Genomic DNA, 19,169 nt, shown 5'->3' with positions numbered 1-19,169 from the left:
ATATGCATTATTCATGGAGGGCACTCAATGAAACAGCTAATCCAATTCAAAGCCGTCACAAAAGAATACAAAATCGGCGAAGTCCCGATCAAGGCGCTAAACGGGGTTGATTTTTCCATCGCGGAAGGCGAATTTGTCGTGGTTCTGGGGGCAAGCGGCGCAGGAAAAAGCACGATTTTGAACATACTTGGCGGCATGGATACCGCTACTTCTGGCCAGGTGTTTGTCGGCAACCAAGAAATTACGAGATTCGACGAGACAAAACTAACGCAGTACCGGGCTGAAAAAGTTGGCTTTGTGTTTCAATTTTACAACCTGATCCCCAACTTAACTGCGTTGGAAAACGTTGAATTTGCCACGGAAGTATGCAAAAACCATCTGAAGGCCAAAGACATTTTGCAGCTGGTCGGATTAGGCCATCGGCTCAAAAACTTCCCTTCGCAGCTCTCTGGCGGCGAACAGCAAAGAGTTGCCATTGCCAGGGCTGTTGCGAAAAACCCGCTGCTGCTGCTCTGCGATGAACCGACTGGGGCTTTGGACTATGAGACGGGCAAATCCGTCCTGAAACTCCTGCAAAATTTGAACCAGGAAACCAAAAAGTGCGTCGTGCTGGTCACGCATAATTCTGCAATCGCGCCGATGGCCGATAAAATCATCAAGGTAAAAAGCGGAATGATCGAGAGCGTGACCGTTAATCATCGCAAACAAAGCGTTGAAGGGATCGAGTGGTGATGATGAAATTATTTTGGAAGCTAACAAGGGATATCAGGCAATCCATCGGTCAATTTATCGCCTTGATCTTGGTCGTAGCGGTTGGAGCTTTTTTCTATGCGGGGCTGACCACGTACAGCGATAATCTGAGCGCTTTTGTGAACAGCTATTTCAAAGAACATCATGTAAGCGATTTATATGTGTCGTACAAACAAATCTCCAAAGACGAGTTGGCCGATTTAAGCAGCATTGCCGGAATCAAGAAAATCGAAGGACGCTACACCTTTGACGCCACACAAGTGATTGCAGGTCATAACACCTCGCTAAAAATTCACTCCATCCCTGTGCGAAATGAAATAAACACGCCCACTTTGATTGCAGGGCATATCCCGGACAAAAAGAATGAAATCATGCTAGACTCCCATTACGCCAAAGAAAATCAGCTGCAGATCGGTGAGCAAATCCATCTACGTGCGAACGAAAAAAGTGTGAGCTTTACCATCAGCGGCTTGGGCGAGAACGTCGAGCATGCGAAAAAGAACGACATTCAAGATCACCAAGCGTACGGAATCGGCTATATTGCCGAAGCGACGATACCCGAAATCGCAGGCGGCTTTTCTTACAATGAGGTGATAATCGATGCGCAGGATGGCTACGATATCGACAGCTTGGGCAAGTCTATTGAAGCGCAGTCCAATCCCCTTGCTTATGTGGATCAAATCAGTAAAGAGCGGACTTTCAGCTACTCAAAAATTAATCAGACGATTCACAACAACAACTTGATGAGCAAAGTTATCCCTTTTGTACTGTTTTTGATTGAAGCTATTATTCTTTTTCTGACCATGTCGAGACTGGTTGATTCGCAAAGAAATCAAGTTGGCATTATGAAAGCCTTGGGTGTCCCGACAAGAACGATCATGCTTCATTACATGGGGTATCCCGTCCTGGTCGCTATCGCAGGTTCCATCATCGGTTGCGTCGTTGCCGCTATTGTTTTCGTTCCCTTAGTAACTGCTTCGAGCGCGCGAGCCTACTCTCTGCCTGGTATCACCTACTCCATGTCTGTTTTTTCTGTCCTCCCGCCCCTCCTCTTTTCCAGTGTTTTTGGCATGTTGTCCTGTTATTTGAGTGGCAGAAGCATTTTAAAAGAACGTGTAGCCGAAGCCATGCGTCCCAAACCGCCCAAAACGATGCAACAACTGTGGATAGAAAGATTCCCGGGTGTTTGGAATCGGCTGTCCTACAGCTACAAGCTCATTTTGCGAAATATATTTTTAAACAAGCAAAAGGCTTTGGCAAGCTCGATTGGCGTTGTGATCAGCACGGTGTTACTGATCGCTGCTTTCGGCACGCAGACAGCTTTGCTGCAAGTAGCGAGCCAAATCGAAGAGGTTTACACGTACGACTTGCGCGTAGATTTTGCAAAAGGCACATCCCTTGATCAGCTAAAGTTGCCTCCTGGCAGCAAAAACGGCTATTTTTTGGCAACTTTTCCTGTTGCGTTTAGAAAAGGCACTGAAACAGAAAATGCCACTTTCGTTGTTACGGAAAAGAGTAACAGCCTGCTTCATTTCTTCGACGAAAAAGGGAATAAAATTTCTCTGGAAGATCACGGCGTTCTCGTACCCAAATCGTACGCGGACAAATACCGTATTTCCGAAGGCGATACCATCCAAGTGCAATTCACCGCACCCGAGTTGAAAAAAATGTGGGTAGATATGAAGGTTTTACATGTATCAACACAGTATTCGAATCCGGCGTTTTACAGCACGCCAGCCTATTTGCAGAGCTTTGGCATAGATTACAATCCGAGCACGCTTTTGGTGGAAGGAGCCAGCCCGACAAACCTGGCAACGGTTCGCACCTTTTTTGAACAGGATCATCGGGTAGATGCGATTGCGGATAAAAACGATCTGAAGAAATCGGCACAATATATTTTGCAACAAAACAGTTTTGTCTTTATCCTGTTTATCGTTTGCGCGATCATCCTGTCTTTTGGCGCCATTTACACCATATCCTCCATCAACATTTACGAACGGAACCGCGAGCTTGCGACCTTGAAAGTATTGGGCTATCCGAAACATAAAATCAACCGGCTGATCTTTTGGGAAAACATGATCCTGACCGCCTTTGCGGTCATTGTCGCTCTGCCGCTCAGCGGCTATGTTTATCGGATGATCGTGAAGGCACTGTCCAGCAGCCATCAACAGATTCCTGATCAATTGAATGTATTTGTGCTAGTCGCTTCTGTTGCGCTTGCGTTTTTGCTCACGCTTTTGTCTAACTTGCTGCTGAAACGGAAGGTTGGCAGGATTGATATGATCGGGTCGTTGAAGAGTGTGGAGTAAAAAAGAAAAGGGGGTCGTTGAGATGAAATTAGCAAGTTATTGTCTGATTTTGTTACTCTTGATTGGATGCGAACCAAAAGAAAATACGAATCCCACCTCGCCTGTTCATATTGTAGATCGGGACCAGCTGGTCGAGCGGTTCCAGTTGATTCATGACTTTAATTCTGTCGAAGAATTTGACACAACCAAGCTGAAAAGCCTTGAAAACGATCCCGATCGCAAAGACTACAAAAAAGTATTGCGCACTTTTATCTCTGAGTATTTTCAAAAAGAAATGGAGTCATTTCAAACTATAAGCAAAAGCGAAAATCAGCGTCATATTTTAGTCATCACGAAAGACGGCTGGTTATATAGCGTCAGCTTAAAACAGCGGGCGGATCACAATGATATTTGGACAGTAGATATGTACGGCGATCTTTCGCTGGCTGGCCTGCAACAGTCCTAGAAGATACTTTGCCGGGAGCGTCCGAGTTTAACCAAGCTATTCCCAAACAGTCATAACCGTTTTTGGTTGACCGCAAGCCGTCACATCCAATTTCATGAAAAATACCAGATATTTCTCACAGAAAAAAGCCCAAGCATGATCCCCTGCTTGGGCTTCTCGATCCCCCATCACTTCCGATACTTCGCCACCAGCATATCCGCGATTTCTTCGGCTTGGGCAATCGTCGTGATCGGGTCCCAATAGGAGTAGCGCTCCGATTCGAACCAGTAGACCTTGCCTTCTTTGACCGCTTTCAACTGCTTCCACATCGGGTTCGATTCAAACTGGCGGTTGTCTTTGCCACTGACGATAAAAATGTGGTCGCCAGCGTATTTGTCCAGCACTTCCTCGGAGATGGACAGTTGCTGGGTGTCGCCCCACAGCTCCTGCTTCACGATCGGTGGCGGGTTCAACTGCAAAATATCGTAGATCGCCTGTCCACCCCTGCCCCATCTGTTGCCGAGAATGCGGAAGTCGGATTCCCAGCGCATGAGCGCAAAAGTCTCTCCGGCGGGGAACAGCCCCTCGACTTTCTTTTTCGCTGCTTCTGCCCGGCGGTCGTATTCGGCCAGCCACGCTTCCGCCTCGGCTTCACGCCCCAACAGCTTGCCGTAATAGCGGACTTCCTCATGATCGTTTTTGAACGTCCCGAACGGAACGGCAACGGTAGGGGCAATTTTCGCGTACTTCTCGTATTCGCTCTTGTCGTTCGTATCAATAATAATCAGGTCGGGAGACAAAGCAACGACTTTTTCCAGCGATACCGTCCATTCCTCACCGATGCTTTCGACACCAGCCACATCCTGGGAGATGAACGGGTTGTCAATGTAAGGCTTTAGTGCGCCGACTGGTGTTACTCCCACAGCTAAAATCGACGACAACAAATTGTTCGTGACAATTCGGTTCGCCTTGGCGGGAATCACTACGTCTCCGAAAATCGTGCTGACCGTTTTCGTTTGCGCCACCGCCTGCTCTGCCGATTTTGTCTGCGCCTCTGCACTGCTCGCGTTTTGACTGCTGACAGGCTGGGCATTCAGGCTTGCCCCGCCCGAGCACGCGGACAGGAACAGCAGCAGGCTCAACAGTCCGGTTAAAGGCAAGGAAGATCTCGTCATTTTGTACATGGAGGAAGGGTCCTTTCTTTTCACAAGATAATGATAATGATTCTCGTTATTAACATCATCAATATACCAGTGAGCCGAAAGTGGGACAATAGACGATTCTGACCTTGCAGATGGATTATGCTGACGTTGGGACATTTTAAATTCGATTGGCGACAGTCCTGTGCGTTTTTTGAACAAACGGCTGAAATAATACACATCCTCGTACCCGATCCGCGAGGAAATTTCTTGCAAGGAAGCGTCTGTTTGCGAAAGCCATGTTTTCGCTTGCTGAATGCGAATCTGAATCACGTATTCGATGACGCTTGTTCCTGTGCGACTTTTGAAGCGTCTTGCCATGTATCCAGGACTCAAACCGAACATGTCTGCCAGAAACTCGACTGTGATCGGTTGGGCAAAATGCGTTTTCATATACGTCATGGCTTGTGTGACGGGATCGGTTGTCGTGACTCGGTTGTGATCGTCCCGCAGTTGTCCGTATACTTCCAACAGAAATTGATAGAACAACGACTTGATCCGCAATTTTTCCCATTGGCCCTCTTGCCCGACAAGTCCCTGCATATTTTGAACGATATCAAGCAACGCGAGAGGGGAACGCGGCTCCATGGCAAATGGGGCATGAAAAGGCCGATGTTGTTCCAATGCCTGAAGCAGCTCGCTTTTGCAGGAGAGCGGCATTGTCGCCTTGTAGCAAATCAGATAGTATTCCAGTGCCTCAAGCGTCTGGACGATCTCCAGTTGTGTCCCTTTGCCACCGTGCACAACCTTGAACGGTGCAAACATTTGCAAAACCCCGTCCACGGCTGCATAGGCGCGTCCACGAGTGACCAGGAGAAAAAAGCTGGCGGGCAGCCTGTAGGCAGATCGCTTCTCGTGCGGGTCCAGCATCACCTGCCGGACATCCAGTATTTTGACAGTAGCGTGATCCCATAGCCGCAAATGCTCGTCTATATCCACCAAGGCCCCTCCCCTCAAGTCCACTCGTGTTTCTGTCTGTTTTGCTTCTTAGTCTACTAGACCTTAGCCAGCGCTGTCCAATTGATTGTAACAGCGGCTGATTGGCTGCTCGCATCGCCCAACACAAAGAACAGGCCAAGCACCGTTGGAAGCGGGGGCTTAGCCTTTTTCTGCATGCATACTTATAGCCTTACAGATTTTCACCAAAGAACGCCGTCAATTTCGTTACCGCTTGCGCCACATACTCAGGAATGTCGTACATCGCGATATGTGTTGCGCCGTCTACCCAAAAGAGTTCTTTCGGCCCATTCGACAAAGCGAAAAATTGCTCGCTGTAGCTGCGCGTATCTGCTTCGCTTCCTGCAATCAACAGGAGCGGCTGCGTCAAAAAGGTGCCGATATTGGTCGTTGCCGAGAACGCCATGAGCTTGTCGAGACTGCTGAACAGGAAGCGGTTTGTAGAATTTGGGTGTTGCGCACGAGGAGTCCGGTAGTAGTCGTAAGCTTCCTGCATGAGCACGGAAGTTGCTTGCGCTCTTTCTTCAAGCGAGTTCGGCGCCCAGTGCAAAAACATCGCTTCGGTGCCTGTTGCTTCTGCCGTGCGCTGTTTTCCTACTGCTTCGAGTGTTTGCAATACCGCGGCACTGTCTTCCCCGCGGAACATCGCACCGATATCGACCGCACTGACCGTCGTCACCGCTTTGATCCGGCGTTCTGTTTGCGCCGCCGCTACGGCATAACCGCCGCCTGCGCAGATGCCAAGCGCCCCGATTTTTTCCGCATCGACAAACGGGAGCGTGGTCAAATAATCTACCGCGCTGCGAACATCCTCCACTCTGGCAAAAGGATCTTCCAACAGGCGCGGCTCGCCACCGCTTTCCCCTTGATAAGACGCATCAAATGCCAGTGCAACATATCCTTGCTCGGCAAGCTTTTGTGCATACAGGCCAGCCGTTTGTTCCTTGACGCCTCCGCCTGGATGCACAGTCACGACCGCAGCATACTTTTTCGCTTCGTCAAAATCGGTTGGCAAGTACAGATCGCCTGCCATATGCAAAAGACCATTTTTAAAAGTGATCGATGTTTTCATGTCGAAGTCTCCTTATCGTTCGTCTATTATAGAAGGTTTTTATTTGAATACAGTCAAGCTCTTCCAGCGCCCTTCCTTCCGTCAGTAACTTTCGTGCGGCAAAAGATAATAAACGTTGATATATTATTAAACATATGTCTATTATTATAAATATGTCTAGCAAATCTACAATTGTTAGATTCCTGCCGTTTGTTTAGTACTGAACAAATCGATATCATTTGTACATGATCGATAGAAAGATGGGTGACAACTCATGGCGAAGGTGGATAGACGCATCCTCAAAACACAAGAAGCCGTAAAAAAAGCGGTCATTGAGCTGATGGCGGAAAAAAGTTTCGATGCCATTACCATTCAGGACATTTCCGACAAAGCCAACGTAAGCCGGGGCACGATCTACCTGCACTACATGGACAAGTACGACTTGCTGGACAAGCTGATCGAGGCCCACATCGAACAGCTCCGGATACTGTGTGAATCTTCTTCCGAACTGGAGTTTATCGAAGCCACCGAAATCTGGAGCAGATACTTTGAAGAACATTACGCTTTCTTTTCGCTGATGCTCACCAGTAAAGGAGCACCTTATTTCCGCACGCGATTTCTGGACTATCTCATTGATGAAGTAAAAAAAGAAGTGAATGTAACTGAGGGGAAAAATCAGGGGTTTGATCAAGGAGTGATCATTCAGTTTGTAGCCTCCGCCCTGGTCGGGCTGGTGGAATGGTGGTTTGCAAATAATCGTCCTGTCTCGCAAAAGGTTTTGGCTGAACAAATGGGGAGATTGTTGGAGCGGAATTTGTGAGGAAGCGACTTGAAAATGTTGCTGCTGGCTCCTGCGCAGGTCGTCCGTATCCACTCTTGCCCTTTGCAGCTATAAGAAAAAGGGAAAAGCAGAAGCCCCCTCCTGCCTTTCCCTTTTTCTCTGCCAAACTCAATTGCGGCTGACGTGAAGCTCATCCAGCCAGTCCTTTTTTTCCGCAACTGCCTTCTCGTATTGTTTGGCACCAAATGCACAGCAGACGTGTTCAGACTCTATGTTATGTTTCGTCAATGACAGAAACTCCACCGTAATCCAACCTCCCTTGTTTCGCTCCTCATCCATGAGTGGCTAGTCACGAAATGAAAGGCTAGAACGAAAAGCGATATGGAAATACAGGTATATTTTAACATGGAGCGAAGCCATCTGAAATCTGCTGTGCAAAGACACGAGGCACCGCGAAATCAATCCATCCATGTATGCTGGAGGGGAACCATCTGCCCGCATTCCCCCATTGCCAAAAGAGAGCAGCACTCCCGCCCTACCTGGTTGGAACCGCAACCCAATGCCCTTTCGATACTTCGACAAGCTCGGAATGCTCCAGGTTGTACTTGTCCACTCCCGCCTGCTCTTCCACCAACACTCTCTTCTTCTTCGCCTCAACCTGCGGATCGGGAATCGGAATCGCCGCCAACAAAGTCTTCGTATATTCATGCTGCGGATTCGAATACAACTCTTCGCTTTCCGCCAGCTCGATAATTTTCCCCGCATACATGACGGCTACGCGGTCGCTGATATGCTTGACCATCGAGAGATCATGGGCGATGAACAAATACGTCAGGCCGAGACGGTGCTGCAGTTCCTCCAGCAGCTTGACGACTTGTGCCTGAATCGAGACGTCGAGAGCAGACAGAGGCTCGTCGCAAACGATAAATTGCGGATCGACAGCGAGCGCACGGGCGATGCCGATTCGCTGGCGTTGCCCGCCCGAGAACTCGTGCGGATACCGCTGGGCAAAAGCAGGTTCAAGCCCCACCATATCAAGCAGTTCCTCCACCCGCTTTTTCCGTTCCTGCTGGCTGCCTGCCAGCTTTTGAACGTCGAGCGCTTCACCGATGATGTCCAAAATCTTCAACCGGGGATTCAGCGAAGCATACGGATCTTGAAAAATCATTTGCATGTAGCGGCGCATGCTTTTCATCTCTTTGGCTGACAAGCGGTTCACCGACATTCCCTCGTACAACACATCGCCGCCGCTCGGCTCGTGCAAACGCAAAATCGTACGGCCTGTCGTTGATTTGCCGCAGCCGGATTCGCCTACGACGCCCAATGTCTCCCCTTTGTTAATCTGAAAGCTGACCCCGTCAACCGCTTTCAGGATATTTCCTTTCCCCATGTCAAAATGCTTTTTGAGCGACCGGACTTCGATAAACGGCCGATCGTTGTCCGGTCTGGTCAAAATGAGCGGGGCAGGCTTCGCTTTCTTCTTCTCGTCCAGACGCGGAAGCGCGTTTAACAACTTCAACGTGTACGGATGCTTCGGATTGGCAAAAATCTCTTCCGTCGTTCCCGTCTCGACAATTTCTCCGTCCTTCATGACGACAACACGGTCGCACATGCCCGCTACGACGCCAAGGTCATGCGTGATGATGATAATGGAAGTGCCGAGCTTGCTCTGCATGTTTTTCATCAGGGTCAAGATTTGCGCCTGGATCGTGACATCAAGCGCTGTCGTAGGCTCATCCGCGATCAGCAAAGTGGGATGGCAAGCCAGAGCAATCGCAATCATCACTCGCTGGCGCATGCCGCCGGAAAACTCGTGCGGGTATTGATGATAGCGGGCTTCACTGTTGCGGATGCCGACCAGCTTCAGCATTTCCACGGCTTGCTTTTCCGCCTCTTTTTTCGGCAGCTTCTGATGCTTGATGATGCCCTCCGCTATTTGAATACCGACTTTAATAGTAGGATTAAGAGAAGTCATCGGGTCCTGAAAAATCATGCCGATCTCCTTGCCGCGAATGCTTTCCATCTCCTGTTCTGTCTTGTGCGCAAGGTTTTCGCCCAAAAAAACGATCTCTCCTTCCTTCATAAAAGAAGGCGGCGAAGGCAGCAGACGCATGATGGAGCGGGCCGTCACACTCTTGCCGCTGCCTGATTCCCCTACGATTCCCAACGTTTCTCCTTTCCTCACCTCAAAGCTTACGCCGCGCACTGCCCGAATCTCTTCACCGCGGGATTGGAACGATACGGATAAATTGTTTACTTGTAAAATAGATTCCATATTTTCTCTCACCTGCTATTGACTATAAATTCTCGCTACCATAAAATATACTAAACTTATCGGAATTATTCAATTTAAAACGAACGGAGGAATATCAGAGTGTGAGGACAGAAGTAACGCGAAATGGTGACACGCCAGCGCCAGCTATAGCACCCATCTTCAGCACAACCTGCAACAAAATGTTTCGCTACCCGCCCTATCGCCTGCTGCTTTTGCTACTAGGCGCTCCCGTTACGCTTGCTGTATGGCTTGTCTATTTATACAGAAGAAAAACGGGTTTGTACTCGTCCGAACTGGAAAAAGCAAAACGCGAGCTGACGGCTGCCCATTACAAGGACGAGCTGAGAGCGGAGATCAAGGAACAACTGCTGCGAAAGCACGTTTTTTTCGGGCAGCAAGTCAGTCCGCAAAAACTGGACAGCCAAGTCGAAAAGGCAGTGGAAGCGGAATTTCAAGCAGCACTCAAGGAGCGAACAGAGCAACTGCTTCAGCAAGCCGATCAAAAAAGACCGAGCTTTGCCGGCACGTTCCAGTCCCTCCTGGAAAGCCCGCTGTTTTTGGCTGTATCACTGCTTCCCGGAATACTCATGTATGTGCTGCTGTTGCTCTATAGCAATCCGTATCTCAAATACATATTTGAGCGGCTCGTCATGAGCGTGTTCGTCATTTTGGGCGTAGCTGTTACCGTATTTACGATTTTGTATCTCTCGCCGCTCAACCCGGCCGCCAGTATTTTGGGCGAGACGGCTACAGCCGAGCAGATTGCGGCGTTCAATCACAGGTATGGGCTTGATCAGCCTTATCTCGTTCAGCTGTGGAACAACATCCAAGGAATTTTCACTTTCGATCTGGGCAACTCATTCGTAGGCAATGAGGAGATTACGGAAACCATCGGCAGAAAACTCCCGATCACGCTTACGCTGACAGTCACCTCGTTGCTGCTGGCAGTAGCAATCGCCTTGCCGCTCGGAATCATTTCCGCTGTCAAACGCAATTCTTTTTTCGATTATGCCTTCATGTTTATCGCCTTGATCGGCTTGTCAATTCCGAGCTTCTGGCAAGGGCTTGTGTTCATTTTGACGTTCTCGATCAAGCTCCATTGGCTGCCGGCAAGCTATAGTCCCCAGAACTGGCTCTCGATCCTCATGCCAGTCGTTGTACTGGGAACGAGCTTGACGGCATCCGTTGCCAGAATGACGCGCTCTTCCACCCTGGAAGTGATACATGAGGACTACATGCTGACCGCCCGGGCAAAAGGCTTGAGCCAGAGACAACTACTGCTCGGGCATGCGGTGCGAAATGCCCTCATTCCGATCATCACGGTCATCGGCTTGCAGTTTGGCGCGATGATGGGCGGCTCCTCTGTAACGGAAAAAGTGTTCAACATTAACGGGATCGGCAGCTATATCGTGGACGTCCAGTTCATCCCCGATATTCCCGGCATCATCGGCGGTGTGGTGTATACAGCGATCGTCATTTCGCTAGCCAACGTTGTCGTGGACATTTTATACGCCTTTTTCGATCCCAGAATCCGGTCGAGGATGAAACAAGACTAAAGCGGGTGTTATTACATGACAACGACGTATGATCGTAAACAAAAAAACCAGTACAAGCTAAAAGACTCCCTGGAGTACAACCAGGCCGGCTTTGCCTGGATTCTCTCCCTGAGCTTGTCTGTCATCCTGTTAGTGAACAGCTACGATTTTGCCAACGGGGCCGTCCAGCCCTACGTGTTCACGGCTTTTTCGGCTTACGCCCTTTTTACCGTCTTCCAAATCATCCTTACCGCCATGATCAAAAGAGACATCTTGGTCGACGGACAGATCAAAAACTCCACGAGAGCTTGCGGATATGTGCAGTTGCTCAGCATTTTGACCGGAAATTTGTTTGTAGTTACATCTGCATTCACTCTCATTAAAAAACACAAGAAATCCGACTACACTTTTGCGGTGTACATGGTGCTTACGCAGTTGGCCGTGATTGCCGTCTCTGCGTTGAATTTGTTCAAGCCGTATGTCGCCAATACGTTTTTGGCTGCCATGTTCCTTCTGCTCGCGATCTTCCTGTTTGATTTGGTCGTTTTCTGGCTCGTTGCGAAATACGGAAGTGAACATCACGTTCCTTCCTGGATGAAGTTTCTCGCTTACCCGCTTATTTTGACCGCCGTCACGGGCAATCTGTTTGCGCTGCTGTTGGGACTGAATCTGCTCGCAAAAATTCGCCAGAGCAACAGCCTCGCCGTAGCGAAGTGGGAGGACGTCTGGGAACGGCTCACCCGTCATACAACATCGATGCTCGGCCTGTTTTTCGTCATCTTTTTGTTTTCCTTGTCCATTTGCAGTTCCTTTACGTTCAGCTACAACGTAGCCGTGCAGAACAATTACGGGGCGATCCTGCAATCCCCCAGCCTGGCCTATCCGCTCGGAACAGACAACTTCGGCCGCTGCCTGTTTTCCAGAATTGTCTTCGGCGCCCGGATTTCGTTGATTGTCGGGGTCGCTTCGACCGTCATTCCGCTGGTAATCGGCGGCATTCTCGGCGCGATTTCCGGCTATTACGGCCGACGCACGGACAACGTCATCATGCGGTTTCTGGATATTTTGTACGCCATTCCCGTGATTCTTTTGGCGATTGCGATTATCGCTGCGTTCGGCGCGAATACGGTCAACCTGATTTTGGCGCTGAGCGCAGGGACGATTCCGGTCTACGCCCGCACCATGCGCGCCAACGTCCTCCAAGTCTCTACCTTTGAGTTCGTGGAAGCTGCGCGGGCATTCGGCGCGTCGAACATGTCCATCATTTTCAAGCACATCGTTCCCAATTCGCTTGCGCCGATGATCGTCAAATCGACGCTGACGATCGGCAGCGCCGTCATTTCCACCAGCAGCCTGAGCTTTTTGGGGCTTGGCGTGGAGCCGCACATTCCGGAGTGGGGGAACATTTTGAAGCTGGGCAGTGCCTATCTGGAGTCTCATCCCTACCTGGCGATTTATCCGGGGCTTGCCATTATGCTCTTGGTTTTGTCCTTCAACTTTCTCGGAGACGGATTCCGGGATGCGCTCGACCCCAAGACCGACTAGCTGCAGCACCGCTTCCGTTTCGTTTGCCAATTTTCAGATAGATAAAACAGTCATGTTCAGGAGGAACCATTCATGAAAAAACGTGCTTTGATCACCTTAGGACTCGCTTTATCGCTCACCATGAGCGCTTGCAGCGTGCAGACGGAAAGCGAAGCCGTCGGCGACAACACCGCCCCTTCCCCTGCACCGCAAGGACAAGGCGGCATTACGATCGAATTGCTCGGACAAAGCTCTGGCGAATCCGATCTCAACATTATCCGCGATCAGCTGACCAAAAACGGCTTTAACGTCAAGCTGAACCTGCAACCCGACTACGGCAGCTTCAAGACCCAGGAAGACGCAGGCAACTACGATATCTCCCTGTCCAGTTGGACGACCGTGACCGGAAACCCCGATTATGCGGTTCGCTCCCTGTTCAAGACAGGCGGCGACTACAGCAAATTGGCCGATCCCGAGATCGACAAACTGATTGATGAAGCGGCGACACAAACACCGGACCAATTCAGTGAGACTTACAAAAAATTCGAGCAACGCCTCGTAACGGACAAAGCCTACATCGTGCCGTTGTACAATTCGTTGAAAAGTCAGGCGTTCAACAAGGAAGTCGTCGACGAGAAATCGATCCGGCTGTCCAAGTCCCGTTCCTTGCCGTGGGAAGAGCTTGATTTTGTGGACAAGTCCAAACGTGCCAGCGCACCGCTGATTTTGCAACAGGCGTCGTCCACCTTGACATCGCTCGACCCGATCAAGGGCAATGACGGGTCCATCAACATGCTCAACACGAATATGTATGTCCGTCTCGTCAATCTGACGGATGATGACGTGATTACGTCCAAAGGGTCGCTGTCGCTCAACCACAGCATCGCTGACGGAAATTCCGAATACTACTTCCTGCTCCGCGACGATATCCACTTCGCCAAAGTGGAAAACAAAGCCGCCGTTGATTCCGGCGAACGCGTAGGCGCGGAAGACGTTGTCTTTTCCCTGCTGCGGGCAAAAGACAAAAATTCGGTCCCGGATCACCGCACCTACACCCTGCATGAACATATCAAAAACGCCGAGATCGTAACCGACCTGCAAGCATTGGAAGCCGTGAAGCAAGTCGGCGGCAACGGAACAGTAAAAGAAGCGCTGGAAAAAGGCTTGAACGCAAAAATTGCCGCACTCGTTGCCGACAAAAACCAGGCCAACAACAAAGAAGGCAAGTATCAAGTAGTCAAGCTGACGACAACCGAGCCTTTCCCTCAAGTATTGAACTATTTGGCTCACCAGTCGGGAGGCATCGTATCCAAGCAGCAAGTCGAGAAAATCAACACGTACGACGTGGCCACTTTTGATAAAAACAAAGACATCCCGTATGGCGATCAAAATACGGTAACGGAAGGCGACAAGTACAACAACACGCTGTACGCAAGCGGCCCGTATATTTTGGCTTACAAAAACGACTACGAAGGCGTCTTCTACAAAAACCCTGGCTACATGAAGGGCACCGAGCATGAACCGCGAGTCTCGCAAATTACCGTTCGCTTCATCAAAGATGCAGACAGCTCGCTTTCCGCCCTGCGCAGCGGCGAAATTCATGTGTACTACGGCGTGCCGGAAACGAAGTACGATATTGTCAAAGGCGAAAGCAAGCTGAAGCTGCAAACTCTGCCAAGCAACGGCGTGACGTATTTGCTGTTCAACACGAAAAATCGGGAAGTCGCCAAAAGCGAGGATTTGCGAAAAGCTGTGCTTTATTCGATCAATCAGGATGAAATCTTACAGTTCTATAAAAACAACAAACTCAAAGCTTTCTCGACCGTCAGCCCGCTCGTGAAAACAGGCAATGAGCTGAAAGCCGATCCGACAAAAGTGAAGGAGTACCTGACCAAGTATATTGAAAGCGTGAAAAAATAAACGGCGCGATAGCCTGATCGTTTCCCTTTATACCTTTATATATAGAAGTAACCGACTCGCTGGACTTTGGCGGACGGTTACTTCTTGTTTTTTTGAGACACATGGAATGCCGCGCTCTCATTGCAGAGGAAACATCCGCTTCCCGGCAGCCAGGCATTTTCAACCTGTGGCAGCACTTCCCGCCATAATACACCGCTCCCCCTCTTTCCCCTCCTATGTTACTATGTGAGGTATACCTGCCTACTAACAAAGGACAACTGGAATGGAGACACGATCTTGAAAACATTTAAAAAAGTTTATATAGAGATCACGAGTATTTGCAATCTCGCCTGTACGTTCTGTCCGCCGACCGAGCGCAAGGCTACGTTTATCTCGGTGGAAAACTTCGCAAAACGGCTCGATGAGATCAAGCCGCATACCCGGCATATTTACTTGCATGTAAAAGGAGAGCCGCTCCTGCATCCCAAAATTGACGAGTTGCTCGACGTGAGCCACGAAAAAGGCTTCAAGGTCAACATCACGACCAACGGCACATTGATCGCGAAAAATCGGCATAAGCTGTTGGGGAAGCCTGCCCTGCGGCAAATGAACTTCTCCCTGCACAGCTTTGACGGCCATATCGGTTCCACCGACCGCGAAGGCTACTTGCGGGAAATTCTCTCTTTTGTCCGCGATGCTGCGGAACACAACGTCATCTTTTCCTTTCGCCTCTGGAATTTGACCCAGGACAACATCACGAACATTCAAAAGAGCAGAAACCGCCAGACGCTGGAGATGATTGAAAAAGAGTTTGGCCTGGACTACCAGATTGAAGAAAAAGTCGTGCCCGGCAGCGGCGTGAAAATCGCCGAGCGCGTATATTTGAATCAGGATCACGAGTTTCAGTGGCCAAGCATGACAGCTCCAAGCGACGAGGGCCGCGGCTTTTGCCACGCGCTGCGCAGTCAGGCTGCCATTCTTGTCGACGGGACAGTCGTTCCTTGCTGTCTAGACGGCGAAGGAGTCATCAAGCTGGGCAACATTCAGCAGACAACGTTTACCGATATTGTGGAAGGCGAGCGGGCCAATGCCATCGTCGAAGGGTTTTCACGGAGGGAAGCTGTCGAGGAATTGTGCAAACGCTGTGGGTATCGCCAGCGTTTTGGCGCATAAACACTTATCCGGATACGGATCAGAAGGGGCGATTCGATGAATTTCACAATGCGTGAGGCTACCCGGATGCTGGAGCGCACACCGCAGACGTTGCAGCATACTCTCGGAGGACTTTCGAGCGAATGGCTCAACTGCACGGAAGGCGAAAATACGTGGAGCCCGCTGCAAGTTTTGGAGCACCTGATCGAAGCGGAACGAACGAATTGGATACCGAGACTGGAACATCTTTTGCTCGCGGGCGAGAGCGAGCCGTTCCCTCCGTTTGACCGTTTTGCCCATCTGAACAATCAGGCCGAGACATCTTTGGAAGAAAAATTGCAAGACTTCAAGACGATTCGCCTGCAAAATATCGCCAGACTGACCGAGCTGATTGATCCTGACCAGCACCTGGAGCTGACCGGCTTGCACCCGGCATTCGGTCCGGTAAAAGTGCGGGAGCTGATCTCCACCTGGGTCGTCCACGACTTGACGCACATCGCCCAAATCGTTCGCGTGATGGCAAAACGATACACGACAGACGTAGGCCCGTGGAAAGAGTACCTCGGTATTTTGCAGGACAAATAACGGAAAACTTTTTCGTGAGGGGGAGCCGTTCCCCCTCTTTTTTCATGACTCACTCTCTGATCGGAATGTTTTCCATTCTTTCACAACGGCTTCCGCTCTATGCTAAAATGCTAGTTAGTTTCCAACACCCAATGACTTCAGACAACCTTGTACCACGCATCATCGAGTCTGATCAAGGAGAGCACAACCATGAAAAAACAAGAGCAGCTGCAATTGGAGCATTTTCGGCAGATGGAGCAGTTGGAGCTTGCCTACTATGACGCCGAGTTCATCACACCGTACGAGGAAAGCTATAACTGGTATCGCTATCGGCCTGACAGCATCGTCGCCATGGAGGATGACGGACGGATTGTCGCTTTCATGAATCTGCTTCCAGTCAAGAAACACATCTACGAGCAGATCGCAGCGGGACGTTTCAACGACAGCCTCATGACCACAGCGGATATGGACGATCCGAAGCTGCCAAACGAGTCGGCCCATTACTATTTGTCTTGCGTCGTTGTCGCCGATGCTTATCGGAAAAGTGGCGCCCTGCCTATCATGCTCCGCCATTATCTCGACGTGCTGGATGAGGTCGAACGAAGCGGCACTCGCATCCATTCGATCATCATTGATACGTTAACGGCTGCCGGCAATCGGTTTGCCCGCCGTCTCGGGATGACTCTTCTGTGCGAAAGCGACCACGATTCCCATGTATACGAGTGCAGTTATGCGACCTTCAAGCAACATGTACGTAGCCACTATCCGCTGACGGAAACTCGTCTTCGGTAAAAAATGGCTGCCATTCCTTGGCCATCCGGCAAGGTCACGATGCCGTCGCTGAATTTTTACGAACAAAAGAAGCACAGTTATGGCAGTGAACATAACCAAAGAAGCCCTGCCCCGACTGGGAGTAGGCGCGGTCATCCGCAATGAGCGCAGCCTTACTCCGCTTGTCCAAGCAATTGAGCGATCTCTTTTTCCTCGCGTTCAAGGGCAATATCGAGCGGAGTCTGACCACGATCGTCCTTTTGCGTTTTATCCGCTCCGTGCGCAAGCAGCACCTCGATGACATCCAGCCGTTCCTCCCCGTCAGACACTTGTGTGTGCAGCGGGGCACTTCCGTCATGCGCCGCAGCGTTGACATTCGCCCCATGCCGAATCAGCAGGGCGGCAATCTCCGGGTACAAGACGATGTGCAGCGGCGTGATGCCCTCATCGTTTTTGGCGTGAACATCGGCACCTTTTGCGATCAACCATTCAAGCAACTGTTCGTCTTCAGTCATCACCGCCGCATGCAAGATGGAAAACTCATACTCGTCCTTGCCATGAATCAAATCGGGCTGCTTTTGCAAGATCCGTTTGACCTCATCGAAATCGTCTATTTCTGTTGCTTCGTACAAATCTTCGAATGTATATGCCATTGCGCTCTCTTCCTTTTCCTTTGGACTTCTTCTGCAAAACGCTTCGGCAAAAAAATGCAATATCCTGTTTTTTCCACAAAAAAACCGACTCCCATTACAAGAGTCGGCCTTCCTGTTTGATTTCCAGCAATTCTTCGCTCGGTTCTACCTGGCCAAAGCCGATGCTGTCCATGACATCTGCCAGCGTATACCGCTCGAGGAACAAGATTAGCTGCTGCTCAGCCTGATTCATCAATGACTCCAAATGCCGATCGAGCTGCACGCCAACCTCGCCGCAATCCAGCTCTTCCTGGCTGTCTTCCTCACGTTCTTCCGGGAGAGAGCGGTAAATATCGGCCAGCGTCAACTCTTTCGGGCACTTCGTCATATAGTAGCCACCAACGCGCCCCTCTTTTGCCTCCACAATATCGGCACGGGTCAACTGGGCCATGACACGCCGCAAAAAAGTTGCATGTGTCTTGACTTGGGCCGCAATCGTAGCACTCGACAGCACTCCGCCACTCTGGGCGAGCCAGACCAGTACGTGAACAGCAATCCGAAAGCGCGGCTTGGCTATCTGATCAATTCGATTCAGCTTCATGCTCACACAACCTGTCGTTTACAGCTTGCAGGAACCGTCCGCGCAATTGTCCCCGGCTGTCTTTTCTTTTTCATCCTGGCCGACAAACTGGAGAGGGGCAGCAGCCTGTTCTTCCTCCCATACTTTGTTCAGCGCTCCCAGGAACACTTCTCCAGGCTGCGCGCCGGATACCGCGTATTTGTTGTTGAAAACGAAGAACGGCACGCCGTTGATGCCAAGATCGGCACCTCTTTGCTTGTCTTCCTGCACCTTGTCTTTGTACTCGTCTCCGGCCAGCATGGCGAGCGTCTCCTCTTTGTCCAGTCCAACCTCGGAAGCGAGCTGCGCCAATACTTCGTGATCTCCCAAGTGCAGCGATTCCGTGAAGTACGCTTTCAGCAGTCTTTCCTTCATCTCCGTCATTTTGCCGTGAGTAGCCGCATAGTGGGCGAGACGGTGCGCATCAAACGTATTCGTCGGAATCATCGTGTCAAAGTAATAGTCCAGACCGACACCTTTTGCCTGTTGAGCTACACGGTCATTCATGCCTTTTGCTTGCTCAAGCGACATGCCGTATTTGGACGCCAGCACCTGATGCATGTCCATGTTCGTATCGCGCTCCATGGTTGGATCGAGCTGGAAGCTGCGGTAAACAACCTCGACTTGATCCTTGTTCGGGAACTGCGACAAAGCTCCTTCCAGTTGACGCTTGCCAATATAGCAAAACGGGCAGGCAAAATCAGACCAAACTTCTACTTTCATCGTA

The 19,169-nt window shown here is 50.2% G+C and carries 17 protein-coding genes; 10 read left to right on the top strand and 7 right to left on the bottom strand.

The features are described 5' to 3' along the window. The first annotated feature begins 27 nt into the window (after positions 1 to 27). Genes NST23_RS04925 through NST23_RS04915 form a run of 3 tightly spaced genes read left to right on the top strand, consistent with a single transcriptional unit; the run spans position 28 to position 3,504 of the window. Positions 28 to 732, top strand: a complete 705-nt coding sequence (locus NST23_RS04925; protein WP_122966186.1) for an ABC transporter ATP-binding protein — start codon at positions 28 to 30, stop codon at positions 730 to 732. Continuing rightward, positions 732 to 3,059, top strand: coding sequence for an ABC transporter permease (locus tag NST23_RS04920; protein ID WP_370641097.1), 2,328 nt, complete (start codon positions 732 to 734; stop codon positions 3,057 to 3,059). Before NST23_RS04925 ends, NST23_RS04920 begins: the two co-directional genes overlap by 1 nt. Positions 3,060 to 3,081: 22 nt before the next feature. Beyond that, on the top strand, positions 3,082 to 3,504 hold the full coding sequence (locus NST23_RS04915) for a hypothetical protein (RefSeq protein ID WP_173597090.1): 423 nt from the start codon (positions 3,082 to 3,084) through the stop codon (positions 3,502 to 3,504). Positions 3,505 to 3,671: 167 nt separating this feature from the next. On the opposite strand, the gene NST23_RS04910 is transcribed toward NST23_RS04915, so the two are convergent. Further along, positions 3,672 to 5,621, bottom strand: coding sequence for an AraC family transcriptional regulator (locus tag NST23_RS04910; protein ID WP_122966187.1), 1,950 nt, complete (start codon positions 5,619 to 5,621; stop codon positions 3,672 to 3,674). A 190-nt stretch (positions 5,622 to 5,811) separates the two neighbouring features. Continuing rightward, positions 5,812 to 6,711, bottom strand: a complete 900-nt coding sequence (locus NST23_RS04905; protein WP_173597092.1) for an alpha/beta hydrolase — start codon at positions 6,709 to 6,711, stop codon at positions 5,812 to 5,814. 253 nt (positions 6,712 to 6,964) lie between these two features. Here NST23_RS04905 and NST23_RS04900 point away from each other — a divergent pair, with 253 nt between their 5' ends. Further along, complete coding sequence (locus tag NST23_RS04900) at positions 6,965 to 7,510, top strand: TetR/AcrR family transcriptional regulator (protein ID WP_280649074.1); 546 nt, start codon at positions 6,965 to 6,967, stop codon at positions 7,508 to 7,510. Positions 7,511 to 7,639: 129 nt separating this feature from the next. On the opposite strand, the gene NST23_RS04895 is transcribed toward NST23_RS04900, so the two are convergent. Both NST23_RS04895 and NST23_RS04890 read right to left on the bottom strand, forming a co-directional pair. Further along, a complete protein-coding gene (locus NST23_RS04895) occupies positions 7,640 to 7,774 on the bottom strand; it encodes a hypothetical protein (RefSeq protein WP_423751973.1) in 135 nt (44 codons plus the stop codon). A gap of 232 nt (positions 7,775 to 8,006) precedes the next feature. Continuing rightward, positions 8,007 to 9,746 (bottom strand): ABC transporter ATP-binding protein, encoded by a 1,740-nt coding sequence (locus tag NST23_RS04890; RefSeq protein ID WP_340963245.1) that lies wholly within the window; start codon positions 9,744 to 9,746, stop codon positions 8,007 to 8,009. Positions 9,747 to 9,925: 179 nt separating this feature from the next. Here NST23_RS04890 and NST23_RS04885 point away from each other — a divergent pair, with 179 nt between their 5' ends. The 6 genes from NST23_RS04885 (at position 9,926) to NST23_RS04860 (ending at position 17,212) form a co-directional block, all read left to right on the top strand. Continuing rightward, positions 9,926 to 11,302 carry an ABC transporter permease gene (locus tag NST23_RS04885; RefSeq protein WP_340965161.1) on the top strand — a complete coding sequence of 459 codons (1,377 nt, stop codon included), beginning with the start codon at positions 9,926 to 9,928 and terminating at the stop codon, positions 11,300 to 11,302. 15 nt (positions 11,303 to 11,317) lie between these two features. Continuing rightward, a complete protein-coding gene (locus NST23_RS04880; RefSeq protein ID WP_217022460.1) occupies positions 11,318 to 12,826 on the top strand; it encodes an ABC transporter permease in 1,509 nt (502 codons plus the stop codon). Between the two features lie 72 nt (positions 12,827 to 12,898). After that, complete coding sequence (locus NST23_RS04875) at positions 12,899 to 14,725, top strand: ABC transporter substrate-binding protein (protein WP_340963243.1); 1,827 nt, start codon at positions 12,899 to 12,901, stop codon at positions 14,723 to 14,725. 276 nt (positions 14,726 to 15,001) lie between these two features. After that, positions 15,002 to 15,877: a radical SAM/SPASM domain-containing protein gene (locus NST23_RS04870; protein ID WP_173597093.1), complete on the top strand. Its 876-nt coding sequence runs from the start codon at positions 15,002 to 15,004 to the stop codon at positions 15,875 to 15,877. A gap of 36 nt (positions 15,878 to 15,913) precedes the next feature. Next, the gene (locus tag NST23_RS04865; RefSeq protein WP_173597094.1) at positions 15,914 to 16,441 is read left to right on the top strand and encodes a DinB family protein; all 528 of its coding nucleotides are present in this window, start codon (positions 15,914 to 15,916) and stop codon (positions 16,439 to 16,441) included. A 189-nt stretch (positions 16,442 to 16,630) separates the two neighbouring features. Continuing rightward, the gene (locus tag NST23_RS04860; RefSeq protein WP_173597095.1) at positions 16,631 to 17,212 is read left to right on the top strand and encodes a GNAT family N-acetyltransferase; all 582 of its coding nucleotides are present in this window, start codon (positions 16,631 to 16,633) and stop codon (positions 17,210 to 17,212) included. Between the two features lie 152 nt (positions 17,213 to 17,364). Here NST23_RS04860 and NST23_RS04855 read toward each other — a convergent pair whose 3' ends face one another. The 3 genes from NST23_RS04855 to NST23_RS04845 form a co-directional block, all read right to left on the bottom strand. Beyond that, positions 17,365 to 17,844: an ankyrin repeat domain-containing protein gene (locus tag NST23_RS04855; RefSeq protein ID WP_173597096.1), complete on the bottom strand. Its 480-nt coding sequence runs from the start codon at positions 17,842 to 17,844 to the stop codon at positions 17,365 to 17,367. Positions 17,845 to 17,938: 94 nt separating this feature from the next. Beyond that, on the bottom strand, positions 17,939 to 18,424 hold the full coding sequence (locus NST23_RS04850; RefSeq protein ID WP_173597097.1) for an Rrf2 family transcriptional regulator: 486 nt from the start codon (positions 18,422 to 18,424) through the stop codon (positions 17,939 to 17,941). Between the two features lie 18 nt (positions 18,425 to 18,442). After that, positions 18,443 to 19,165 carry a DsbA family oxidoreductase gene (locus NST23_RS04845; protein WP_173597098.1) on the bottom strand — a complete coding sequence of 241 codons (723 nt, stop codon included), beginning with the start codon at positions 19,163 to 19,165 and terminating at the stop codon, positions 18,443 to 18,445. Between the last annotated feature and the right edge of the window lie 4 nt (positions 19,166 to 19,169).

Source organism: Brevibacillus sp. FSL K6-0770, assembly GCF_038000275.1.
In the GTDB taxonomy this organism is placed as follows: Bacteria; Bacillota; Bacilli; order Brevibacillales; family Brevibacillaceae; genus Brevibacillus; species Brevibacillus parabrevis.
The sequence above is the reverse complement of the archived record's forward strand: the minus strand, read 5'-3'. Positions and strand labels throughout refer to the sequence as shown.